Origin of the sequence: Chryseobacterium sp. CBSDS_008, assembly GCF_049959325.1 — a bacterium.
GTDB lineage: Bacteria > Bacteroidota > Bacteroidia > Flavobacteriales > Weeksellaceae > Chryseobacterium.
Window position 1 is genome coordinate 3365837 of the sequence record NZ_CP188202.1, and the last position, 16417, is coordinate 3382253.

The 16417-nt window shown below is 37.2% G+C and carries 14 protein-coding genes; 7 read left to right on the plus strand and 7 right to left on the minus strand.

Annotated elements, in window-relative coordinates; translation table 11 throughout:
• The first annotated feature begins 3 nt into the window (after nucleotides 1-3).
• Nucleotides 4-1074, plus strand: a complete 1071-nt coding sequence (locus ACP3T3_RS15290; protein WP_426476683.1) for a calcium:proton antiporter — start codon at nucleotides 4-6, stop codon at nucleotides 1072-1074.
• Nucleotides 1075-1143: 69 nt separating this feature from the next.
• On the opposite strand, the gene ACP3T3_RS15295 is transcribed toward ACP3T3_RS15290, so the two are convergent.
• Nucleotides 1144-1524 carry a group III truncated hemoglobin gene (locus tag ACP3T3_RS15295; RefSeq protein ID WP_426476684.1) on the minus strand — a complete coding sequence of 127 codons (381 nt, stop codon included), beginning with the start codon at nucleotides 1522-1524 and terminating at the stop codon, nucleotides 1144-1146.
• Nucleotides 1525-1734: 210 nt separating this feature from the next.
• Between ACP3T3_RS15295 and ACP3T3_RS15300 the strand changes: the two genes are divergently transcribed.
• The 4 genes from ACP3T3_RS15300 (at nucleotide 1735) to ACP3T3_RS15315 (ending at nucleotide 4996) form a co-directional block, all read left to right on the plus strand.
• On the plus strand, nucleotides 1735-2727 hold the full coding sequence (locus ACP3T3_RS15300; protein ID WP_426476685.1) for a hypothetical protein: 993 nt from the start codon (nucleotides 1735-1737) through the stop codon (nucleotides 2725-2727).
• A gap of 265 nt (nucleotides 2728-2992) precedes the next feature.
• A complete protein-coding gene (locus ACP3T3_RS15305; RefSeq protein WP_426476686.1) occupies nucleotides 2993-3964 on the plus strand; it encodes an ion channel in 972 nt (323 codons plus the stop codon).
• A complete protein-coding gene (locus ACP3T3_RS15310) occupies nucleotides 3965-4453 on the plus strand; it encodes a YkgJ family cysteine cluster protein (protein WP_426476687.1) in 489 nt (162 codons plus the stop codon).
• Between the two features lie 237 nt (nucleotides 4454-4690).
• Nucleotides 4691-4996 carry a hypothetical protein gene (locus ACP3T3_RS15315; protein ID WP_426476688.1) on the plus strand — a complete coding sequence of 102 codons (306 nt, stop codon included), beginning with the start codon at nucleotides 4691-4693 and terminating at the stop codon, nucleotides 4994-4996.
• Nucleotides 4997-5037: 41 nt separating this feature from the next.
• On the opposite strand, the gene ACP3T3_RS15320 is transcribed toward ACP3T3_RS15315, so the two are convergent.
• The 6 genes from ACP3T3_RS15320 to ACP3T3_RS15345 form a co-directional block, all read right to left on the minus strand.
• Entirely contained in the window at nucleotides 5038-5403 is a 366-nt protein-coding gene (locus ACP3T3_RS15320; protein ID WP_426476689.1) for an iron chaperone, read from the minus strand.
• A gap of 128 nt (nucleotides 5404-5531) precedes the next feature.
• Nucleotides 5532-6890, minus strand: a complete 1359-nt coding sequence (gene gdhA, locus ACP3T3_RS15325; protein ID WP_062673086.1) for an NADP-specific glutamate dehydrogenase — start codon at nucleotides 6888-6890, stop codon at nucleotides 5532-5534.
• 190 nt (nucleotides 6891-7080) lie between these two features.
• Nucleotides 7081-8190, minus strand: a complete 1110-nt coding sequence (gene dprA / locus ACP3T3_RS15330) for a DNA-processing protein DprA (RefSeq protein WP_426476690.1) — start codon at nucleotides 8188-8190, stop codon at nucleotides 7081-7083.
• A gap of 237 nt (nucleotides 8191-8427) precedes the next feature.
• Nucleotides 8428-10068: a leucine-rich repeat domain-containing protein gene (locus ACP3T3_RS15335; protein ID WP_426476691.1), complete on the minus strand. Its 1641-nt coding sequence runs from the start codon at nucleotides 10066-10068 to the stop codon at nucleotides 8428-8430.
• 98 nt (nucleotides 10069-10166) lie between these two features.
• Nucleotides 10167-12395: a leucine-rich repeat domain-containing protein gene (locus ACP3T3_RS15340; protein ID WP_426476692.1), complete on the minus strand. Its 2229-nt coding sequence runs from the start codon at nucleotides 12393-12395 to the stop codon at nucleotides 10167-10169.
• 876 nt (nucleotides 12396-13271) lie between these two features.
• Entirely contained in the window at nucleotides 13272-14039 is a 768-nt protein-coding gene (locus ACP3T3_RS15345) for a rhomboid family intramembrane serine protease (RefSeq protein WP_426476693.1), read from the minus strand.
• Between the two features lie 241 nt (nucleotides 14040-14280).
• On the opposite strand from ACP3T3_RS15345, the gene ACP3T3_RS15350 reads away from it, so the two are divergent.
• Complete coding sequence (locus ACP3T3_RS15350) at nucleotides 14281-15207, plus strand: DUF3078 domain-containing protein (protein WP_426476694.1); 927 nt, start codon at nucleotides 14281-14283, stop codon at nucleotides 15205-15207.
• Between the two features lie 226 nt (nucleotides 15208-15433).
• A complete protein-coding gene (locus ACP3T3_RS15355; RefSeq protein WP_426476695.1) occupies nucleotides 15434-16357 on the plus strand; it encodes a DUF3078 domain-containing protein in 924 nt (307 codons plus the stop codon).
• Nucleotides 16358-16417 lie beyond the last annotated feature (60 nt).

Here is a 16417-nt window from a genome sequence, read left to right on the forward strand (position 1 = left end):
TTTATGAGACTTAAAGAATTCTTACATTACACTTATATTTTTCCTCTTCTTGCGGTAGGATACTATTTTTCCGGATTAATGGGAACGGGAATTCTTTATGATATCCTTGCAGGTATTTTACTGATCGGAAGTGTTTTGTCGGCTGTGCATCATGCTGAAGTCGTAGCCCATAAAGTAGGGGAGCCTTTCGGAACAATTATCCTGGCCCTTTGTATTACGATAATTGAAGTAGCGCTTATCATCTCGCTGATGGTGGCCGGCGGAGATCAGGCGATCACGCTGGCCAGAGATACCGTTTTTGCCGCTGTAATGCTTATTCTAAACGGAATTCTGGGAATCTGTATCCTTGCAGGCGGTGTTAAATATCATGAGCAGTTCTTTGCAAGAACTTCAGCAACTACTTATCTGGTAAGTATCGTTTCAATTCTGGTGCTTACCCTGGTCCTTCCCAATTTTACATCAAGTGTTAACGGACCTTTCTATAACGAAGCCCAGCTTATTTTTATATCCATTGCCTGTCTCGTCATTTATGGTGTTTTCCTGATGGTACAGGCCGTTCGACACAGAAGCTATTTTATTGTTCCTGATGAACATCCGGAAGAGCATTATATTCCTACGCTGGCCAAAACACTGATAAGCTTTGTTTTTCTGCTTGTCTGCCTTGCAATTGTAGTGCTTATGGCAAAAGGATTGTCAGGTACGATTGAAGATATGGTAAGAAGTCTTGGCGCGCCAAAATCTTTGGTCGGGGTTATTATAGCAGCCGTTGTTCTTCTTCCTGAAGGAGTGGCCGCTATTCGTGCGGCAAGAGCAAATCAAATACAGTCAAGCCTAAATCTGGCATTGGGCTCTGCGCTGGCAAGTATAGGATTAACTATTCCTGCTGTTTCTGTGGTATGCATCATGTACGATATCCCATTGGTATTAGGGCTGGACAAAAAAGACGTCATCCTGCTTTCTTTATCTGTATTTATCGTTATGCTTTCCCTGAGCCGCGGAAAAACAAATGTCCTGTACGGAACAGTTCTGCTGGTGAATCTGGCTGCCTATATCTTTACGGTAATAGTTCCTTAGAAAGAAAAGAAAAACAAATCCAATATCCGGAATAGGTCCGGAATTTCGCATCCCGAACTCCACATGAGATTAAAGTCTTCTGGCTAATTCCATTTTGAATGCCATTAGATTTGCAATATTTTCAGATTTGTAAATAGCCATATCTGCATTTTCTCCCACGAAATTTTCTTCAATGGTGGTTCGCCAAAGCTCAAGCCATCTGTCAAAATGTTTCTGCTCCATAGCCTGTATCTCATTGATCGGGAAGTGTACACCCATTGGATTTCCTTTATATGTCATCTGCCCAAACAGGATAGACTCCCAGAAAGAATACATTTTAGGAAGATGTTTGTCCCAGTCTACTTTAGCGATATCATTAAAAAAGAATCCTATCGTGTCATCCTTAACTACTTTTGCATAAAATGCGTTGACAAGATGCTCAATGTCTTCTCGTGATTCAAGCTTTTTCATAGTTCAAATGTAGTGTTATTCATGTAAAAAATCCAGCTTGGGAATTGATAAATTTCATATAAACAGTATTTTACTGATGATTTGAACCATATTCTGAAGTGGTAAAATAAAAAATTGGGAAACATTAAAATTTGATTAATTCGCAAAAATATGCCTCAAAAGAGCTCGATTTTTGTAAATTTAAGTATTAAACACTAAAAAATTATTAAAATGAATAAAAAAATCAATTCTGTTTTAGTTTTATTATTAGTATTTTCTGTATCATGTTCAAGGGATGAAGTGAGCTCTATGAATGATGCTTCAGAAAATGTAAATTATGCTGATGTAAAGAATGCACCGATGACACAAGCAGAGATGCTTGAGAAAGGCTGGAAAATTGTAGATGAGTTTAAATTGCCGGGCAATAATAACCTGGGGGGAAACTATAATTCGCCCAATGAAGAGCGTGAAATTCCTTTCAAGGCCAATCACCTGAAAGATATGGGATATGATATCAGTTATTCCGGAGAAAAAACGAGGCTGAAAAATGTTTTTGCTTACTCTGGCCAGGTTCCGGATGGGCTTATATTTAATCCTGATCTTTCCGTAGACGGCGATGCCCGGAATACAGCTCCTAATCCCAATGTTTCCATTGTACTGGGAACTCCCGAAGTAACCATAAAGACAGATGGAGTAGATTTGCCGGATAATGCCTACACCACGGAAGCTATTAATAATGGCGACAGAGAAAGTGAAATTACGGTAACCTATTCTTATAAAAAAGGATATTCAACTTCCTGGAAACGTACTGTATCTGGCTCATTTGAAGTGGCGGCATCAGTATCCGTAGACATTCCCCTGGTTGCAAAAGCCTCAGCAAGCACTAAAGTTGTTGTAGGAGGAGATACAACGGAAGGTACAGAAAATTCTGAAGAAATTACAGAAACCAGCAGTTACAAGACTATTGTACCGGCCCACTCTAAAAAGACTATTTCTATCCTGACCAAATTAAAAGGATCTTCTGTTGAATACTTTGTGCCTATGAAGCTGACCGGAAGATTACAGGCCAACTTCCCTTCTCCGGCAGACGGACATTATTACTGGGCTTTTCCTATTGAAAGTTTCCCCGATTTTCTTTCCAATGTACACGGAGAATCAGGGACTGTAAAATCTGTCAGTAATGTAAGTGTTACTGTACTGGAATCCCCCGCACAAAGAATATAAAATTCATTTCTTAAAATTGTATACACAGCAGAAATTTTGATTTCTGCTGTTTTTTTATACATTCTTTTAAATAAAAGTACCATGAAGCTTCCGGGAAAGTAATCGCCATCTGGATGAATAAAGGTAAAAATGAATGTTAAAAAACATAAGCATCTTAATAGATTCTATTCTTAACTTTGCTTTTTAAAATAGATTGAAGGAAGAGCTGATCCTTAGCCGGCTTATTGTAGAGGAACATAATATAACAAGTCAAAATGATTAAAAAATGACCAAAGGACTCAGGAAAAAAATCAGTCAGAAAAATACTGAAAACAGTGGATTTGGAACGAATGCTTCAGGGAGGTTTATCAATAAAGACGGGCTTCCCAATGTGAAGAGAACAGGGGTAAATGTTTTCAACAGGCTGAGCTGGTATCATATCATGCTGAATTTGTCCTCATTTCGCTTTATTTCTTATCTGGTTATTGCTTATATCCTGATTAATCTTGTATTTGCTATGATCTATTACCTGATTGGGGTGGAACATCTTACAGGAATAGATAAGAGCGATCCGCTAAATGAATTTATAGACGTCTTTTTCTTCAGTTCCCAGACATTTACCACGGTTGGATATGGAAGAATAGCACCGGTAGGTTTTTTGGCAAGTCTTGTGGCTACTTTTGAAGCTTTTCTGGGATTGCTTACCTTTGCCATTGCAACGGGGCTTTTTTACGGACGATTTTCAAGGCCGCGGGCCTACCTTAGGTTTTCTGATATTGCAGTTATTGCCCCTTTTCAGGAATCTTCAGCATTAATGTTCAGGCTGGCTCCGTATAAAAATAATGCCTTGACGGATGCAGATGTGATTCTATCCGCTGCCATTGAAATCATAGAAAACGGAACTGCCAAAAGTAATTTTTACAGGCTTAATACCCAGATGAGTAAAATTAATACGTTGGCTCTCAACTGGACTGTAGTGCATAAAATTGATGAAAACTCTCCGTTTTATGGCTTTTCCGAAGAAGATTTTAAAAATACGGATATTGAGCTTATTGTGCAGGTACGTGCGTTTGATGAAGTATTTTCAAATACAGTGGTTCAAAGGTCTTCGTACACTACGGGGGAAATTGTGTATGGAGCTAAATTTGTCCCGATGTATTATCCTGATAAAGAAAACCTCTCAACAGTCCTGGATCTGGATAAAATTAATGATTACAAGAAAGAACAACTTCCGGATTCAGCGATAAATAAAGAATAAATGAATGTAGATTTTTATAAAAAACAAGCGATACAAAAACAGAAAGAGCATAAGAAATTTCTGGACGGATTGAAAAAAAAACCGCCCAAAAACCTTGATTATATGGTGCAGGAAACCCACGATGAAGTTTTTGATGAAATAGACTGTTTACAATGTGCCAATTGCTGTAAAACAACCGGTCCTCTCTATACTGAAAAAGATATCGAACGCATTGCCAGGCATCTCCGGATGAAATCTGCAGATTTTGAAGCTAAATTTTTAAGAGTAGATGAAGATAACGATAAAGTACTGCAAAACCTTCCTTGTTTCTTCCTGAACAGTGATAATACCTGCTCTATCTATGAAGTAAGACCTAAAGCCTGTCGTGAATATCCTCATACAGACCGGAAGAAGATCTACCAGATTAATAATTTGATGCTGAAAAATACAGTGATCTGTCCGGCAGCATTTGAATTTGTGGAAAAAATGATGAAGAATGTAATGAAGTAGATTTCATGGATGAAAGCAGGAAGATAACAGAGGGAAGTTTTGATAATAAACCGTCTCAGTTAATATTTTCACTGAAATAAACTTCCAGCTTCCAGCATCACTCTTCCAGCCAAATTAGCCCAACTTATTTTTGCAAAATCTTCTTAAATAATTATAAAGTACGTTAAATAAGCTTTTTACACATAATTTTATAAATGAAGCGTCGTTTAAGTTAAACAATCATTTAAATATTACATTATGAAAAAGTTATTTTTAACGGCAGCGTTTACATTAGTAGGAGTAATCGCAGTATCAGCACAATCAACAACACAAAAGCCGGCCGATACTTCTACTAATAACCCAACGACAACTCAGACCCAACAACCGAATACACAGACTACAAGTCCTTCGGATCCAAAGAGTCAACAGGAAAAATCACCTGCAACGACCATGGAAACTGCTCCGGCAACTACTGATCCATCGGTAAGTACAACACCTACAGATGCCACCAAGCCTGCAGATACTCCTAAAGAAGAAAAGAAAGACAAGAAAAAGAAAAAGTAGACCTTTAGCAAACACTAGTCGGAATCCTGAAATCCTGTATTTCAGGATTTTTTTTGTTCAGCTTCTCTTACTTTAAATTGAATCATTTTACTGATGAGATCCAGTGGAAGATCCTCGGTGATGGGAAACTGAACGGCTCCTTTGGAAAATTTATATTTTCTTTCCTTAAAGTCTTTTTCAAAATTAAGTATGCCTTCAGCTCCGGGATAGACTCCAATATGTTTCTTATATCCGGCAAAATAAATGAAAGGCTTTCCTCTGTACCGGAATGCCGGCATCTGATAGCCAATATATTCTTCCAGACCTTGTACCTGCGAATGAATTGCTTTTCTCAACTCAAGTAATTTCTCCTGTACTTCTATCGGAAACAGAAGAATATATTCATCAATATTTTTAAAGGTTCTCATTGCATAAAAATAAAAAAAGCGCAGCATATAGCCGCGCTTTCTCCTTTCACTTTTTACTTTTTTCCCATTATCCCGGGAACGGGCTATATCAAAAAAGGTCGGGAGCTTTTCCCAACCTTTGTTTTTTATTATACAACTCCCTGAGCCAACATTGCTTCTGCTACCTTTACGAAGCCGGCAATATTTGCACCTTTTACGTAGTTTACATAACCGTCTTCGTCTTTTCCGTAGTCTCTGCAAGCTTTGTGGATACCGATCATGATCTCCTTTAATCTTGCGTCCACTTCTTCGGAAGTCCAGTTAAGACGGATAGAGTTCTGGGTCATTTCCAATCCTGATGTAGCAACACCCCCAGCGTTGGAAGCCTTACCAGGAGAGAATAATACTTTATTGTCTAAGAAATAGTTGATCGCATCTAATGTAGAAGGCATGTTAGCCGCTTCAGTTACACAGATACATCCGTTTTCAACTAATTTTCTTGCGTCATCTAAATCTAATTCGTTCTGAGTTGCAGAAGGGAATGCAACATCACACTTCACATCCCAAGGACGTTTTCCGGCATGGAACTCAGCAGACGGATATTTTTTAGCATAGTCTTCAGCTCTGTTGTTTCCCGAAGATCTAAGTTCTAATAAATAATCAATTTTTTCTCCGCTGATACCATCTTTATCGTAGATATAGCCGTCTGGGCCAGAGATTGTTACCACTTTGGCGCCTAGCTCGGTTGCTTTTTTGATAACTCCCCAGGCAACATTTCCGAAACCTGATACGGTTACTATTTTATCCTTGAAATCCTGTCCGATAGTTTTAAGCATCTGCTCAGCGAAGTATACAACACCGTATCCTGTAGCTTCGGGACGGATCAGTGAACCTCCGTATGCAAGCCCTTTTCCTGTAAGAACTCCGGTAAACTCGTTTCTGATTTTCTTGTACTGCCCGAATAAATATCCGATTTCTCTTGCTCCAACACCGATATCTCCTGCAGGTACGTCTGTTTCAGGACCGATGTGTTTGCATAACTCTGTCATGAAAGCCTGGCAGAAACGCATAACTTCCATATCAGATTTTCCTTGCGGATCAAAATCTGAACCTCCTTTACCACCTCCCATTGGAAGAGTTGTCAAAGAGTTTTTGAATACCTGTTCGAAAGCTAAGAACTTAAGAACGGATAAATTTACAGTAGGGTGGAAACGGATTCCTCCTTTGTATGGTCCAATAGCAGAGTTCATCTGAATTCTGAAACCTCTGTTAACCTGGATTTCTCCTTTGTCATCAACCCATGGAACTCTGAAAATAATAATTCTTTCAGCTTCAGCCATTCTTTCAAGCAGCTTCATTCCGGTATATTCTTTTTTAGTAGCAATGAATGGAATTACAGTTACGGCTACTTCTTTTACAGCCTGTAAAAATTCCGGTTCGTTAGGATTTTTTGCTTCAATTTTTGCAATAAACTCTTGGATTTTCTGGTCAATATTATATTGTTCCATATATTAAGGTTGAATATTATTGTCAACAAATTTAATTTTTTTTTCAAGATTCACAACACTATATTTTAACATTGTTAAAAATTAAATAATAATGTTTCGTAATATTATTAAATTGACAATTTATGATCAAATTTTATTAAAAATTAAATGTTATGTGTGAAATAATGCAATATTAAGAAATCATTAAATCTTAAATTGCAATGAATTGCCTCCCGGAAAATGATTTTACTTTCCCTAAAAGTTCCAATTCTAAAATTATTGGCAGGATTCTGTACGTAGAAATATCTATTTTCTGGGCCAGATCATCCAGAGAAATCTGGGGATGTTCTTTGATAGATTGATATATTAAGTGTTGATTTTCAGATAATTGTACGGTGATTTCGCTATAAGGAAATAACTCTCCAATTTTTTCTTTCGGGCCATTAAATCCCAGCAGGCTGATAAGATCTTTTATCGTGGAAATAGCTGTTGCTTTATTATGGTAAATCAGCTGATTACATCCCTGGCTGGAAATATCTGTAATTTTTCCAGGCAGCGCAAAAACATCGCGGTTATAATCATTGGCAAAAGCGGCCGTGCTTACTGATCCTCCTCCAAACCCGGTTTCCACTACAATAGTTGCCGGAGATAATCCCGCTACAATTCTGTTTCGCTGTATGAAATTCTCCCGGTCCGGTTTTCTTGAAGAACTGAACTCTGTTATTAATGCGCCTCCTTCCTGCACAATTTTTTCAGAAAGCTTTCTGTTTTTTGAGGGATATAAATATCGGAAACCATGGGCCAGAACTCCTACAGTAGGCTTCCGGGTACGAATAGACTGCTCATGAACTTCTTTGTCAATACCCAAAGCAAGACCGCTTACTGAGGTATATTTTGATGATTGGGCTGCTTCAAAAAAATCCTCAATAAATTGCTGGCCATAAGCTGTCATATTTCGGGTTCCTACAATGCTTACTTTCTGCAGCGCCTCATCAATCTTTCCCTTTTGATAAAGAATAGCAGGTGCATCATTGCATTGATTCAGAAGGAAAGGAGTTTCGTTAAGATGTTTCAGCCTGATGTGAATATTATTTTTTTCGCAAAAATTTAATTCCTCTTCTGCGAATTCCAGATGAGATTTATTTCCAATATCAGAAACGGTCTTTGGTCCTATCCCTTCCAGTTTTTTATATTCTTTCTTTGCTCTTTTCCAGGCTTCGCGGGCACTTCCGAAAGTATGGACAAGTTTATGAAAATGGATATCACCAATCTGGCTGCACTCGCGGAGGGCGATGGCATATAAGTTTTCTTCGGAGGTCATGTGTGTTTTTTTTCAAATGTAGTAAAATAAGTTTATTTAAACGTTTAATAGGTATCCTTAAATCACGGTTTTTTCGGTTCTATAATTATATATTTCTGAAACAATTACTCTTTGTTTTCATGTTAAACCAGTTCTCTAAATATCGATTATAGAGAACTGATTTCTTCTAATTTTCACTACTCTTAGTCTTCATATATTCTTTATCCTGATCTTTGTTGAAACCCCAAGTGTTCTGCCTTAAGGTCTGGGAGAGCGTGGCAGAGAGTGTGATTCCCCTGGCTGTGTATCTGTTGGGGTTTGATGTTGGGAGCGTTGTACAGGACCCAATTCCCCTCTTTGCACTTCTGTCCGAGGTTGAATTTGGGCAGAAACCATCTGATGATACTTGTTATTATGATCACTCATGGCGTTCTCTGTTGACAGTCCTTGGCCCTCTGTTTGTGTGTTCTGGGGAGCTTTCTTTTGATTTACAAAAGCCTCAATTTTACTTTGCTGTTCCTTTACATAATCTTCGTATTTCTGCTTTATGGATTCTACTGTGTTCTCATTTTTTAGCAATTCCCTGAGTACTTCCTGATGGGCAGTGAACTTCATCAATTCTATATCAGGGGAAAGGAGTATATCTGATCTTTTGTCGTCTTCCATAATAAACGTCTGCATATCTTCCGGATATTGCTGGATATACTTCTCCCGTTCTACTGCAATAGTATCGCTTTGTAACCCCAGGCCAGTCAAATAATTGTTTGTTAATTCCTTTAATTTTTCCTCATTTAATTCATGACGTATATCAATATTATTTCCTGTACCAACCAAAGTTATAAATTCCTTAATTAAATCAGGATTTAGTAATTTAAGACCAAGTTCTGAATTTATTGATATAGGTGGGAGATCTCTATCTTTCCTAAGATTCTCATTTTTCCCATTTATAAATTTTAAGTGAATATCTGATTGTTCAGCTAAATGTACTATATGGTTATAAGAATAAACTAAACTCACCAGGGCATTTACCGCTTCTGTTTTCTCGTTTGGTAATAGATTTTTCAGCTTACCTGTTTCCTCAATAAGGGCCAGCCTTTCTATCATCAGATAATTTTCTTCCGATAATTTTTCTCCTGATTTTATTAGCTCTGCAATCTTCACTCTCATCAAATGCTCTTTAACCGGAGTATTACAGTCTCCCAGAGAACTCGTCATTCCTAACAGTATCGTATTTCTGTCCTCAATGGGAATATTGCGATCCTGCAGTTGGGATAGCAGCATTTTAACGGTAGGACCATATAAACTCAGTTCATACCCATTATCAACAGGCACCTTGCTCAAAAATAGTTTTATTGCATTTTTGGAAGATTTTATCACTGTATTCTGAATAATATTATCACCTGAAACCGCTTCACTGGTAATAGATGCAGGATCTAAATCAGAAGTCTCTATTTGTGTTGCTATCTCCACCCGTTCATCATCATTCGGGAACAATTTATTTAATGCATATACATACTTATTAGCTACATCTTGTATTGTTTGTGTGATACGAGTCAGATGGTTTTCTGATTTATTTGAAAGAGGATTTCCACTAAAATCTAAGCTTTCAAGATTCCCCAAATTCCCTAAGGTGCCTGGAAGATTCTGAATTTCATTATCTGTGGCAAACAAACGGGTAAGGTTTGACAGTTCACCTATACTGTCGGGTAAGCTCGTAAGATTGTTGTTACTTAAATTAAGTTCCGTAAGATTCTGGATCTTAAATATTTCAGGCATCACTAGCTCTAAAGTCTCTGAATCTATAGATAAGTTGAACAAATCCAAGCTTGTTTCCCATGGTCCAAGATTGGCCAATGATATTCTATAGTTAATTTCTTCTAATTGTTCAGGAGTAACCATATGTTTTTTTTAAAATGTTTGACAAGTATTTTTTAATGTTTATAAGTATTGTTATCTTGGTCTTCGTTGAGAACCAAATCGCTCTAGGAATCTCTTTTTTAACGACGATGTCCGGCAGAGCCTGACAGAAGATGAGCGGACTCTCTCTGTACCTCTGTTTGAGATTGAGCAGACCCCGAGAGAATATGTGATCCACTTCTTTGTATCCCTGTTTGAGGTTGAATTTGGGCAGAAGCCATCTGATGATACCTGTTATGATCGCTCATCGTGTTCTCTGTTGACAGTCCTTGCCCCTCTGTTTGTGTGTTCTGGGGAGCTTGCTTTTGATTTACAAAAGCCTCAATTTTACTTTGCTGTTCCTTTACATAATCTGTGTATTTCTGCTTTATGGATTCTTCCTTATTCTCATTTTTTAGCAAACCCCTAAGTTCTTCTTGATGGCCAGGGAAGTTCATCAGCTCTCCCACTTCATCCATATCAGCAGAAAAAAGGGTATCCGATATATCAGGATTTTCCATAAACTTCTGCATATCTTCCGGATATTCCTGGATACACTTCTTCCGTTCTGTTGCAATGGAGTCGTTTTGTAATTCATTGAAGTGCAAAAGGTTATCTTTTAGTTTCATTAGCTTTTTCTCATCTAACTTATACTCACCAGCAGATATTTGTACAGGTTTATCACCATTCATTTCACAAACCAAAGCAGCAAATTTCTCAATTAATTCAGGTTTATCTTTTATCAACGTAAAACCAAATACCGGATAACTCGATATAAGGGGAAGATCTCTAATACTCTCCCCAACAAACTTTATATCAGGAACGGCCTTCATCACCGCCTGATGTTTCTGATCTACACGATTTGGTGAATATACTAAGGCTACAAGAGCATTCACTGCTTCTATTTTTTCATTGTCCCTAAAACCTTTTAGCTTGCCTGCTTCCTCCATGAGTGCCAGCCTTCCTATCATCTGCTCATCCACTTCCGATAAGCCACCACTTTGTTTTAGTAGCTCTTCTATCTTCATTTTCATCAAAAGCTCTTTAACCGGAGTAGCGCAGTCTCCAAGAGATGTAGCCATTCTTATCAGTAACAGATTTCTGTCTTCTTTTTTGATGTTAAGGTCTTGCAACTTAGCTAAAAGTATCTTAACAGTAGGGGCATACAAATTATATTCAGATCCACTGTTAAGAGGGACTTTACTTAAAAATTCCTTTATGATTTCTTTGGCGGACTTATTCTTCGGATATTGAGTACCATAGATAATAGTGGTATCATCCAAATCAGAATTTTCTATCCCTGCTAGTATCTGCTTCCGCTCCTGGTCATCCGGATACAGTCGTCTCAATACATTTTCATGGCTTTCAAGCATATCATGGGCTGACATATCAGTAAAAACGTTAACATTGCCCCGGCCTTCCATACGAGTCAAAAGCCCAAGAGCTTCCGGAGAAAGACGGGAGAGCCGAAAATCTAACATAATATTTTCCAAATTAGCTAATTCTTCAGGTAAATCTGTAATTCTAGTACCTGCTGCCGATAAATAGGTGAGATTAGATAGCTGCCCTATAGATTCGGGTAATTGAGTAATTGAAGTGTATGATACACTAAGCTCAGTAAGATTAGATAGCTGCCCTATAGATTCGGGTAATTGAGTAATTGAAGTGCTTGATACATCAAGCGAAGTAAGATTAGATAGCTGTGCTATAGATTCGGGTAATTGAGTAATTGAAGTGTTTGATACATTAAGCGAGGTGAGATTAGATAGCTGTGCTACAGATTCGGGTAATTGAGTAATTGAATTGCGTGATAGATCAAGCTCAGTAAGATTAGGTAACTGCCCTATAGATTCGGGTAATTGAGTAATTGAATTTTTTGATAGATCAAGCTTAGTAAGATTAGATAGCTGCCCTATAGATTTGGGTAATTGAGTAATTGAATTGCGTGATAGATCAAGCTCAGTAAGATTAGATAGCTGCCCTATAGATTCGGGTAATTGAATAATTGAAGTGTTTGATACATCAAGCTCAGTGAGATTAGATAGCTGTGCTATAGATTCGGGTAATTGAGTAATTGAAGTGTTTGATACATCAAGCGAAGTGAGATTAGATAGCTGTGCTACAGATTCGGGTAATTGAGTAATTGAATTGATCGATAGATCCAATTTCATAAGATTATTGATCTTTAGTATTTGAGGCATTATTTCCTTTAACACCTCTGTGTCTATATCTAATGAACGTAAACTTAAAGATGTTACTCCGGATCTTCCATCATTCTGGGCCTTCGATATTTTTTCAATAATTTTTCTTAATTTTTCTTCACTAATCATATATTTTTATTTTTTTAAATGTTATGGACATATCGTTAAAGAACAATTTAAATATAGGATATCATTAAAGTAACAATAGCAATTGATGTATTTATAAATTGCGATTGTTTACATATTTATCTATATCTACTATCAAATTAATTTTGGTGATTGTATTTCTTTGACACTGGTTTTTCATTTTATTCTAAAAATCCGAACAAACTTATCTGCGAGGGGAAAAACTCTGGTTTCTTACCTCTGTTTGAGTCTCAGTGTGAGTATGAACCCGACTCCCTTGATGTTTTAGCCTGAACCTTTACTATTCTTTCGTTAATTTTTTTTAATTGTTTATCAGTAACCATATGTTTTTTTTGAATGTTTAACAAGTATTATTTTCTTCCACTAATAGTTTTTGCTCTGGCATTTAGAATAAGTGCACCTGTAAATCCTAATGTTCTTTGAATTGTGTTCTACAATCGGACTCTATTCCAGAACGAGCAGTAAATTCAATAGTTTGCTGATGGCGGTCATTGCTGAATGTATTGACTTTAGGTGGTTTATGGGTGTTCGGTTAGTGAAACAAATTTCATGTAATTGAAACAAAATCCAGAATATTACTTGTAGATATAAATTTATTATTACGTAGATTTAAAATTTGCCCTATGTAAATCAAAAGCTACGTATCTAGGCTGAATCATCAGTAAGTAAATCATTTCAGACAGTGTGAGGATTCGTTTTACGAGGAATAATTGGGGATAATGGCTTTAGAAAAGATATTCTCTGAGGAAGAGAAAATACAATGAGCTTAATTTTTTGATCTTAAATTAAAGATCAGCTAATGAGAGATATAAAAAAACCATCTAATGTATTAGACGGTTTTTATATGAAGTGTTGAACTTATCTCTTTCTCAATTCATCCAGGTGATCCCAGATGTCATCTTTTTTCTTATAGGGAAGTTCCATAAAATCTTCAGGGTGGTTCTCCTTATATTCCTGCCACAGTTTATCATCCTTTTCACTGTAATAATTGGGAAACTCCCAGATAAATTTTCTCTTTTTTTCTCCGACATTTTTAAAGGCAAATGCTATAATACTTCCTACTACAGCTCCCGAAAGGTGGGCCTGCCATGAAATTTTACTCGGTTCCTGCATATTGTAAAACAGTTCTTCGGGAAGCATTCCCCAAACTAAACTTCCATAATACAATACCACAAGCATTGAAATAGTAAGGAGTTTTGTATTCCATTTGAATACCCCGCTGAAGAAAAGGAAAAAGGCAAGCACATACACCACGCCGCTGGCTCCGATCGTACAGGTGTACATATATTCGCCTGTAAGAATATCAATAGGAGGAAGCAGCCATACCAAAAGCCCTGTTGCCAGCCAGCCGATAATAAAAACTTTGTTGGCAACTAAAGGATAAAACTGATACAGCAAGAACATAAGGGCAGCTATCGGAATAGAATTTCCTATTATATGATCAATATTTCCATGTAACAGGGGAGATGTAATCACCCCAAGCAGTCCTTCGGGCAAAAGGGGAATAATGGCTCCAAAGCAGCTCTGAAAAAAGCCCTGTGTTTGTAAAAAGTACCCGAACCACATTGCTGAAAGCATCAGCAATGGATATATAACCGCTCTTTTGGAAATTACATTCTTAAACATGGGGATTTTACGTCAAATCAAAAGCCAATGATAAATTTCGGAAAATTTGGCGATGAAAGCGTTCTACCAATCTGATTTTAAGACAAAAGGTATCAAATTTAACTTTTGAACCCATTATTCTGGCACTGATTTTATAGAAATAACTTATCAGGTAATTAAACTTTACTAAAATGAATTTTTTAAGGCTGAATTTACCTTAAAAAAATTATATTATATTTTTGCATTGAAATTATTTAGAGTAATGAAGAAGTTTTTATTGATTCTTTCCTTTTTTACAGGAATGTATGCAAGTGCGCAAGAAGAATTGAAAAAAGATTCCGTTGTGGCAGACACGGTAAAATCCTGGTCAGTTGTAGGAAAGAACACTTTGATGATCAACCAGGCAGCCTTTTCAAACTGGGTAGGAGGAGGAGGCAACAACGTAGGATGGCTTGCCGGTGTGAATTACAATCTGACCTATGAAAAAGATAAGGATCTTTGGGAAAACATTATTATACTGGGCTATGGACAGAACGATACGAAAGGTCTGGGAATAAGAAAAACACAGGATGTAATCAACGTGTCCACCAATTACGGGAGGAAATTTTCGAAAAGCTGGTATTTTTCTTCAGGAGCAGGGCTGCAGTCTCAGTTTGCAGCAGGATATGAGGACGGGAATAATCCTGACGCAAAGAAAATTTCAAATTTTATGGCCCCCGGCTATCTAAACGTTGGTATGGGTATCACCTACAGACCCAATGATGATTTGACGGTCACTTTACGTCCTATCAACGCCAGATGGACTTTTGTTTTGGATAAAGACCTTCAGACTGCAGGAAGCTACGGATTAAGAAATGATGGTGATACCTCTTTATTACAATTCGGTTTCCTGGGAACGGCAATTTATAAATTGAAAATAATGGAAGATATTTACTTAACGAATACGGCTTCTGTTTTCTCGAATTATCTTGACCGTCCGGATAGGGTTGTTCTTGCTTATGGAGCATTATTAAATCTGAAAGTAAACAAATATATTTCTTCCAATGTAACGGTAGACTTGCTCTACGATCATAATCAGATCGAAAAGACACAGCTTAAACAAACCCTCGGAATCGGGTTCGCCTATACAATTGATAATGGCGTGAAACGATCTGACCGTAAAGACAGTCAATGGTGGATCAAAAAATAAAATTATATATTTGAACATGAAAAGCACTTCGGAAAATGAGGTGTTTTTTTGCTTTTAAAATACGGTAACTTTAAGTTTCTTTAAGTTTGAAAGATATGTAGTTGACGTTTAATGTATTTGTTTTCAACTTGTTATAAGGATAAAATAAATTATGTTAAATTCATTTTAAAGTGAATTTTATGAAGGCGTAGATTATTATTTATACATTTGTAATAAATCGTCATTTATGAAAAAACTTTTATTGATCAGTTCCATTTCTTTTGGAGCGATAGCTTTGGCGCAGGAAACTAAAACAGATGCTCCGGCAGCAGACACTGTTAAAGCATGGTCTATTCAGGGACAAAACACATTAATGCTTAATCAGGCTGCCTTTTCAAACTGGGTAGGAGGAGGAGCCAACAATGTAGGGTGGCTTGCCGGTGTCAATTACAATCTTACTTATGAAAAAGGAAAAGACCTTTGGGAAAACATTATTATCCTGGGCTACGGACAAAATAACACGCAGGGAACAGGAGTAAGAAAAACTCAGGATGTTATTAACCTGTCTACAAACTACGGTAGAGAATTTGCAAAGCATTGGTATTTCTCAGCAGGAGCTGGTCTTCAGACTCAGTTTGCCCCCGGATATGAAGATGGAAACAATCCTGATGCTAAGAAGATTTCCAATTTTATGGCGCCTGGATACCTGAATTTAGGAGCCGGAGTTACTTACCGTCCAAATGACAATCTTACAGTGACTTTACGTCCGGCGAATGCCAGATGGACTTTTGTTTTGGATAATGATCTTCAGAAAGCGGGAACTTATGGTCTTAAAAATGATGGAGATTCTTCTCTTTTCCAATTCGGTTTTCTGGGAACAGCCATGTATAAACTGAAAATTATGGAGAACATCAGCCTGTTAAATACAGCGTCTGTATTCTCAAACTACCTTGACCATCCGGACAGGCTTGTGCTAGGATATAGCGGGGTTTTAAGCATGAAAATCAATAAATATATTTCTACGAATGTTACGCTGGATCTGCTGTATGATCATAATCAGATATGGAAAACACAGCTGAAGCAGACATTAGGTGTAGGGCTGGCTTACAATTTTGATAATGGTAAGAAGCGTTCAGATAATAAAGATAACCAAGGCTGGTTTAAGAAATAAAACAGATATATCATCTGTCACAACAACAAAAAAGCACTTCAAAAAGAAGTGCTTTTGTTA

Bases quoted from the DNA above. Each gene is read 5' to 3' on its own strand.
- gdhA (WP_062673086.1), bottom strand. From the start codon at position 6,890: ATGGAACAATATAATATTGACCAGAAAATCCAAGAGTTTATTGCAAAA.
- ACP3T3_RS15355 (WP_426476695.1), top strand. From the start codon at position 15,434: ATGAAAAAACTTTTATTGATCAGTTCCATTTCTTTTGGAGCGATAGCT.
- ACP3T3_RS15305 (WP_426476686.1), top strand. From the start codon at position 2,993: ATGACCAAAGGACTCAGGAAAAAAATCAGTCAGAAAAATACTGAAAAC.
- ACP3T3_RS15295 (WP_426476684.1), bottom strand. From the start codon at position 1,524: ATGAAAAAGCTTGAATCACGAGAAGACATTGAGCATCTTGTCAACGCA.
- ACP3T3_RS15320 (WP_426476689.1), bottom strand. From the start codon at position 5,403: ATGAGAACCTTTAAAAATATTGATGAATATATTCTTCTGTTTCCGATA.
- ACP3T3_RS15345 (WP_426476693.1), bottom strand. From the start codon at position 14,039: ATGTTTAAGAATGTAATTTCCAAAAGAGCGGTTATATATCCATTGCTG.
- ACP3T3_RS15315 (WP_426476688.1), top strand. From the start codon at position 4,691: ATGAAAAAGTTATTTTTAACGGCAGCGTTTACATTAGTAGGAGTAATC.
- ACP3T3_RS15290 (WP_426476683.1), top strand. From the start codon at position 4: ATGAGACTTAAAGAATTCTTACATTACACTTATATTTTTCCTCTTCTT.
- ACP3T3_RS15310 (WP_426476687.1), top strand. From the start codon at position 3,965: ATGAATGTAGATTTTTATAAAAAACAAGCGATACAAAAACAGAAAGAG.
- dprA (WP_426476690.1), bottom strand. From the start codon at position 8,190: ATGACCTCCGAAGAAAACTTATATGCCATCGCCCTCCGCGAGTGCAGC.
- ACP3T3_RS15300 (WP_426476685.1), top strand. From the start codon at position 1,735: ATGAATAAAAAAATCAATTCTGTTTTAGTTTTATTATTAGTATTTTCT.
- ACP3T3_RS15335 (WP_426476691.1), bottom strand. From the start codon at position 10,068: ATGGTTACTCCTGAACAATTAGAAGAAATTAACTATAGAATATCATTG.
- ACP3T3_RS15350 (WP_426476694.1), top strand. From the start codon at position 14,281: ATGAAGAAGTTTTTATTGATTCTTTCCTTTTTTACAGGAATGTATGCA.
- ACP3T3_RS15340 (WP_426476692.1), bottom strand. From the start codon at position 12,395: ATGATTAGTGAAGAAAAATTAAGAAAAATTATTGAAAAAATATCGAAG.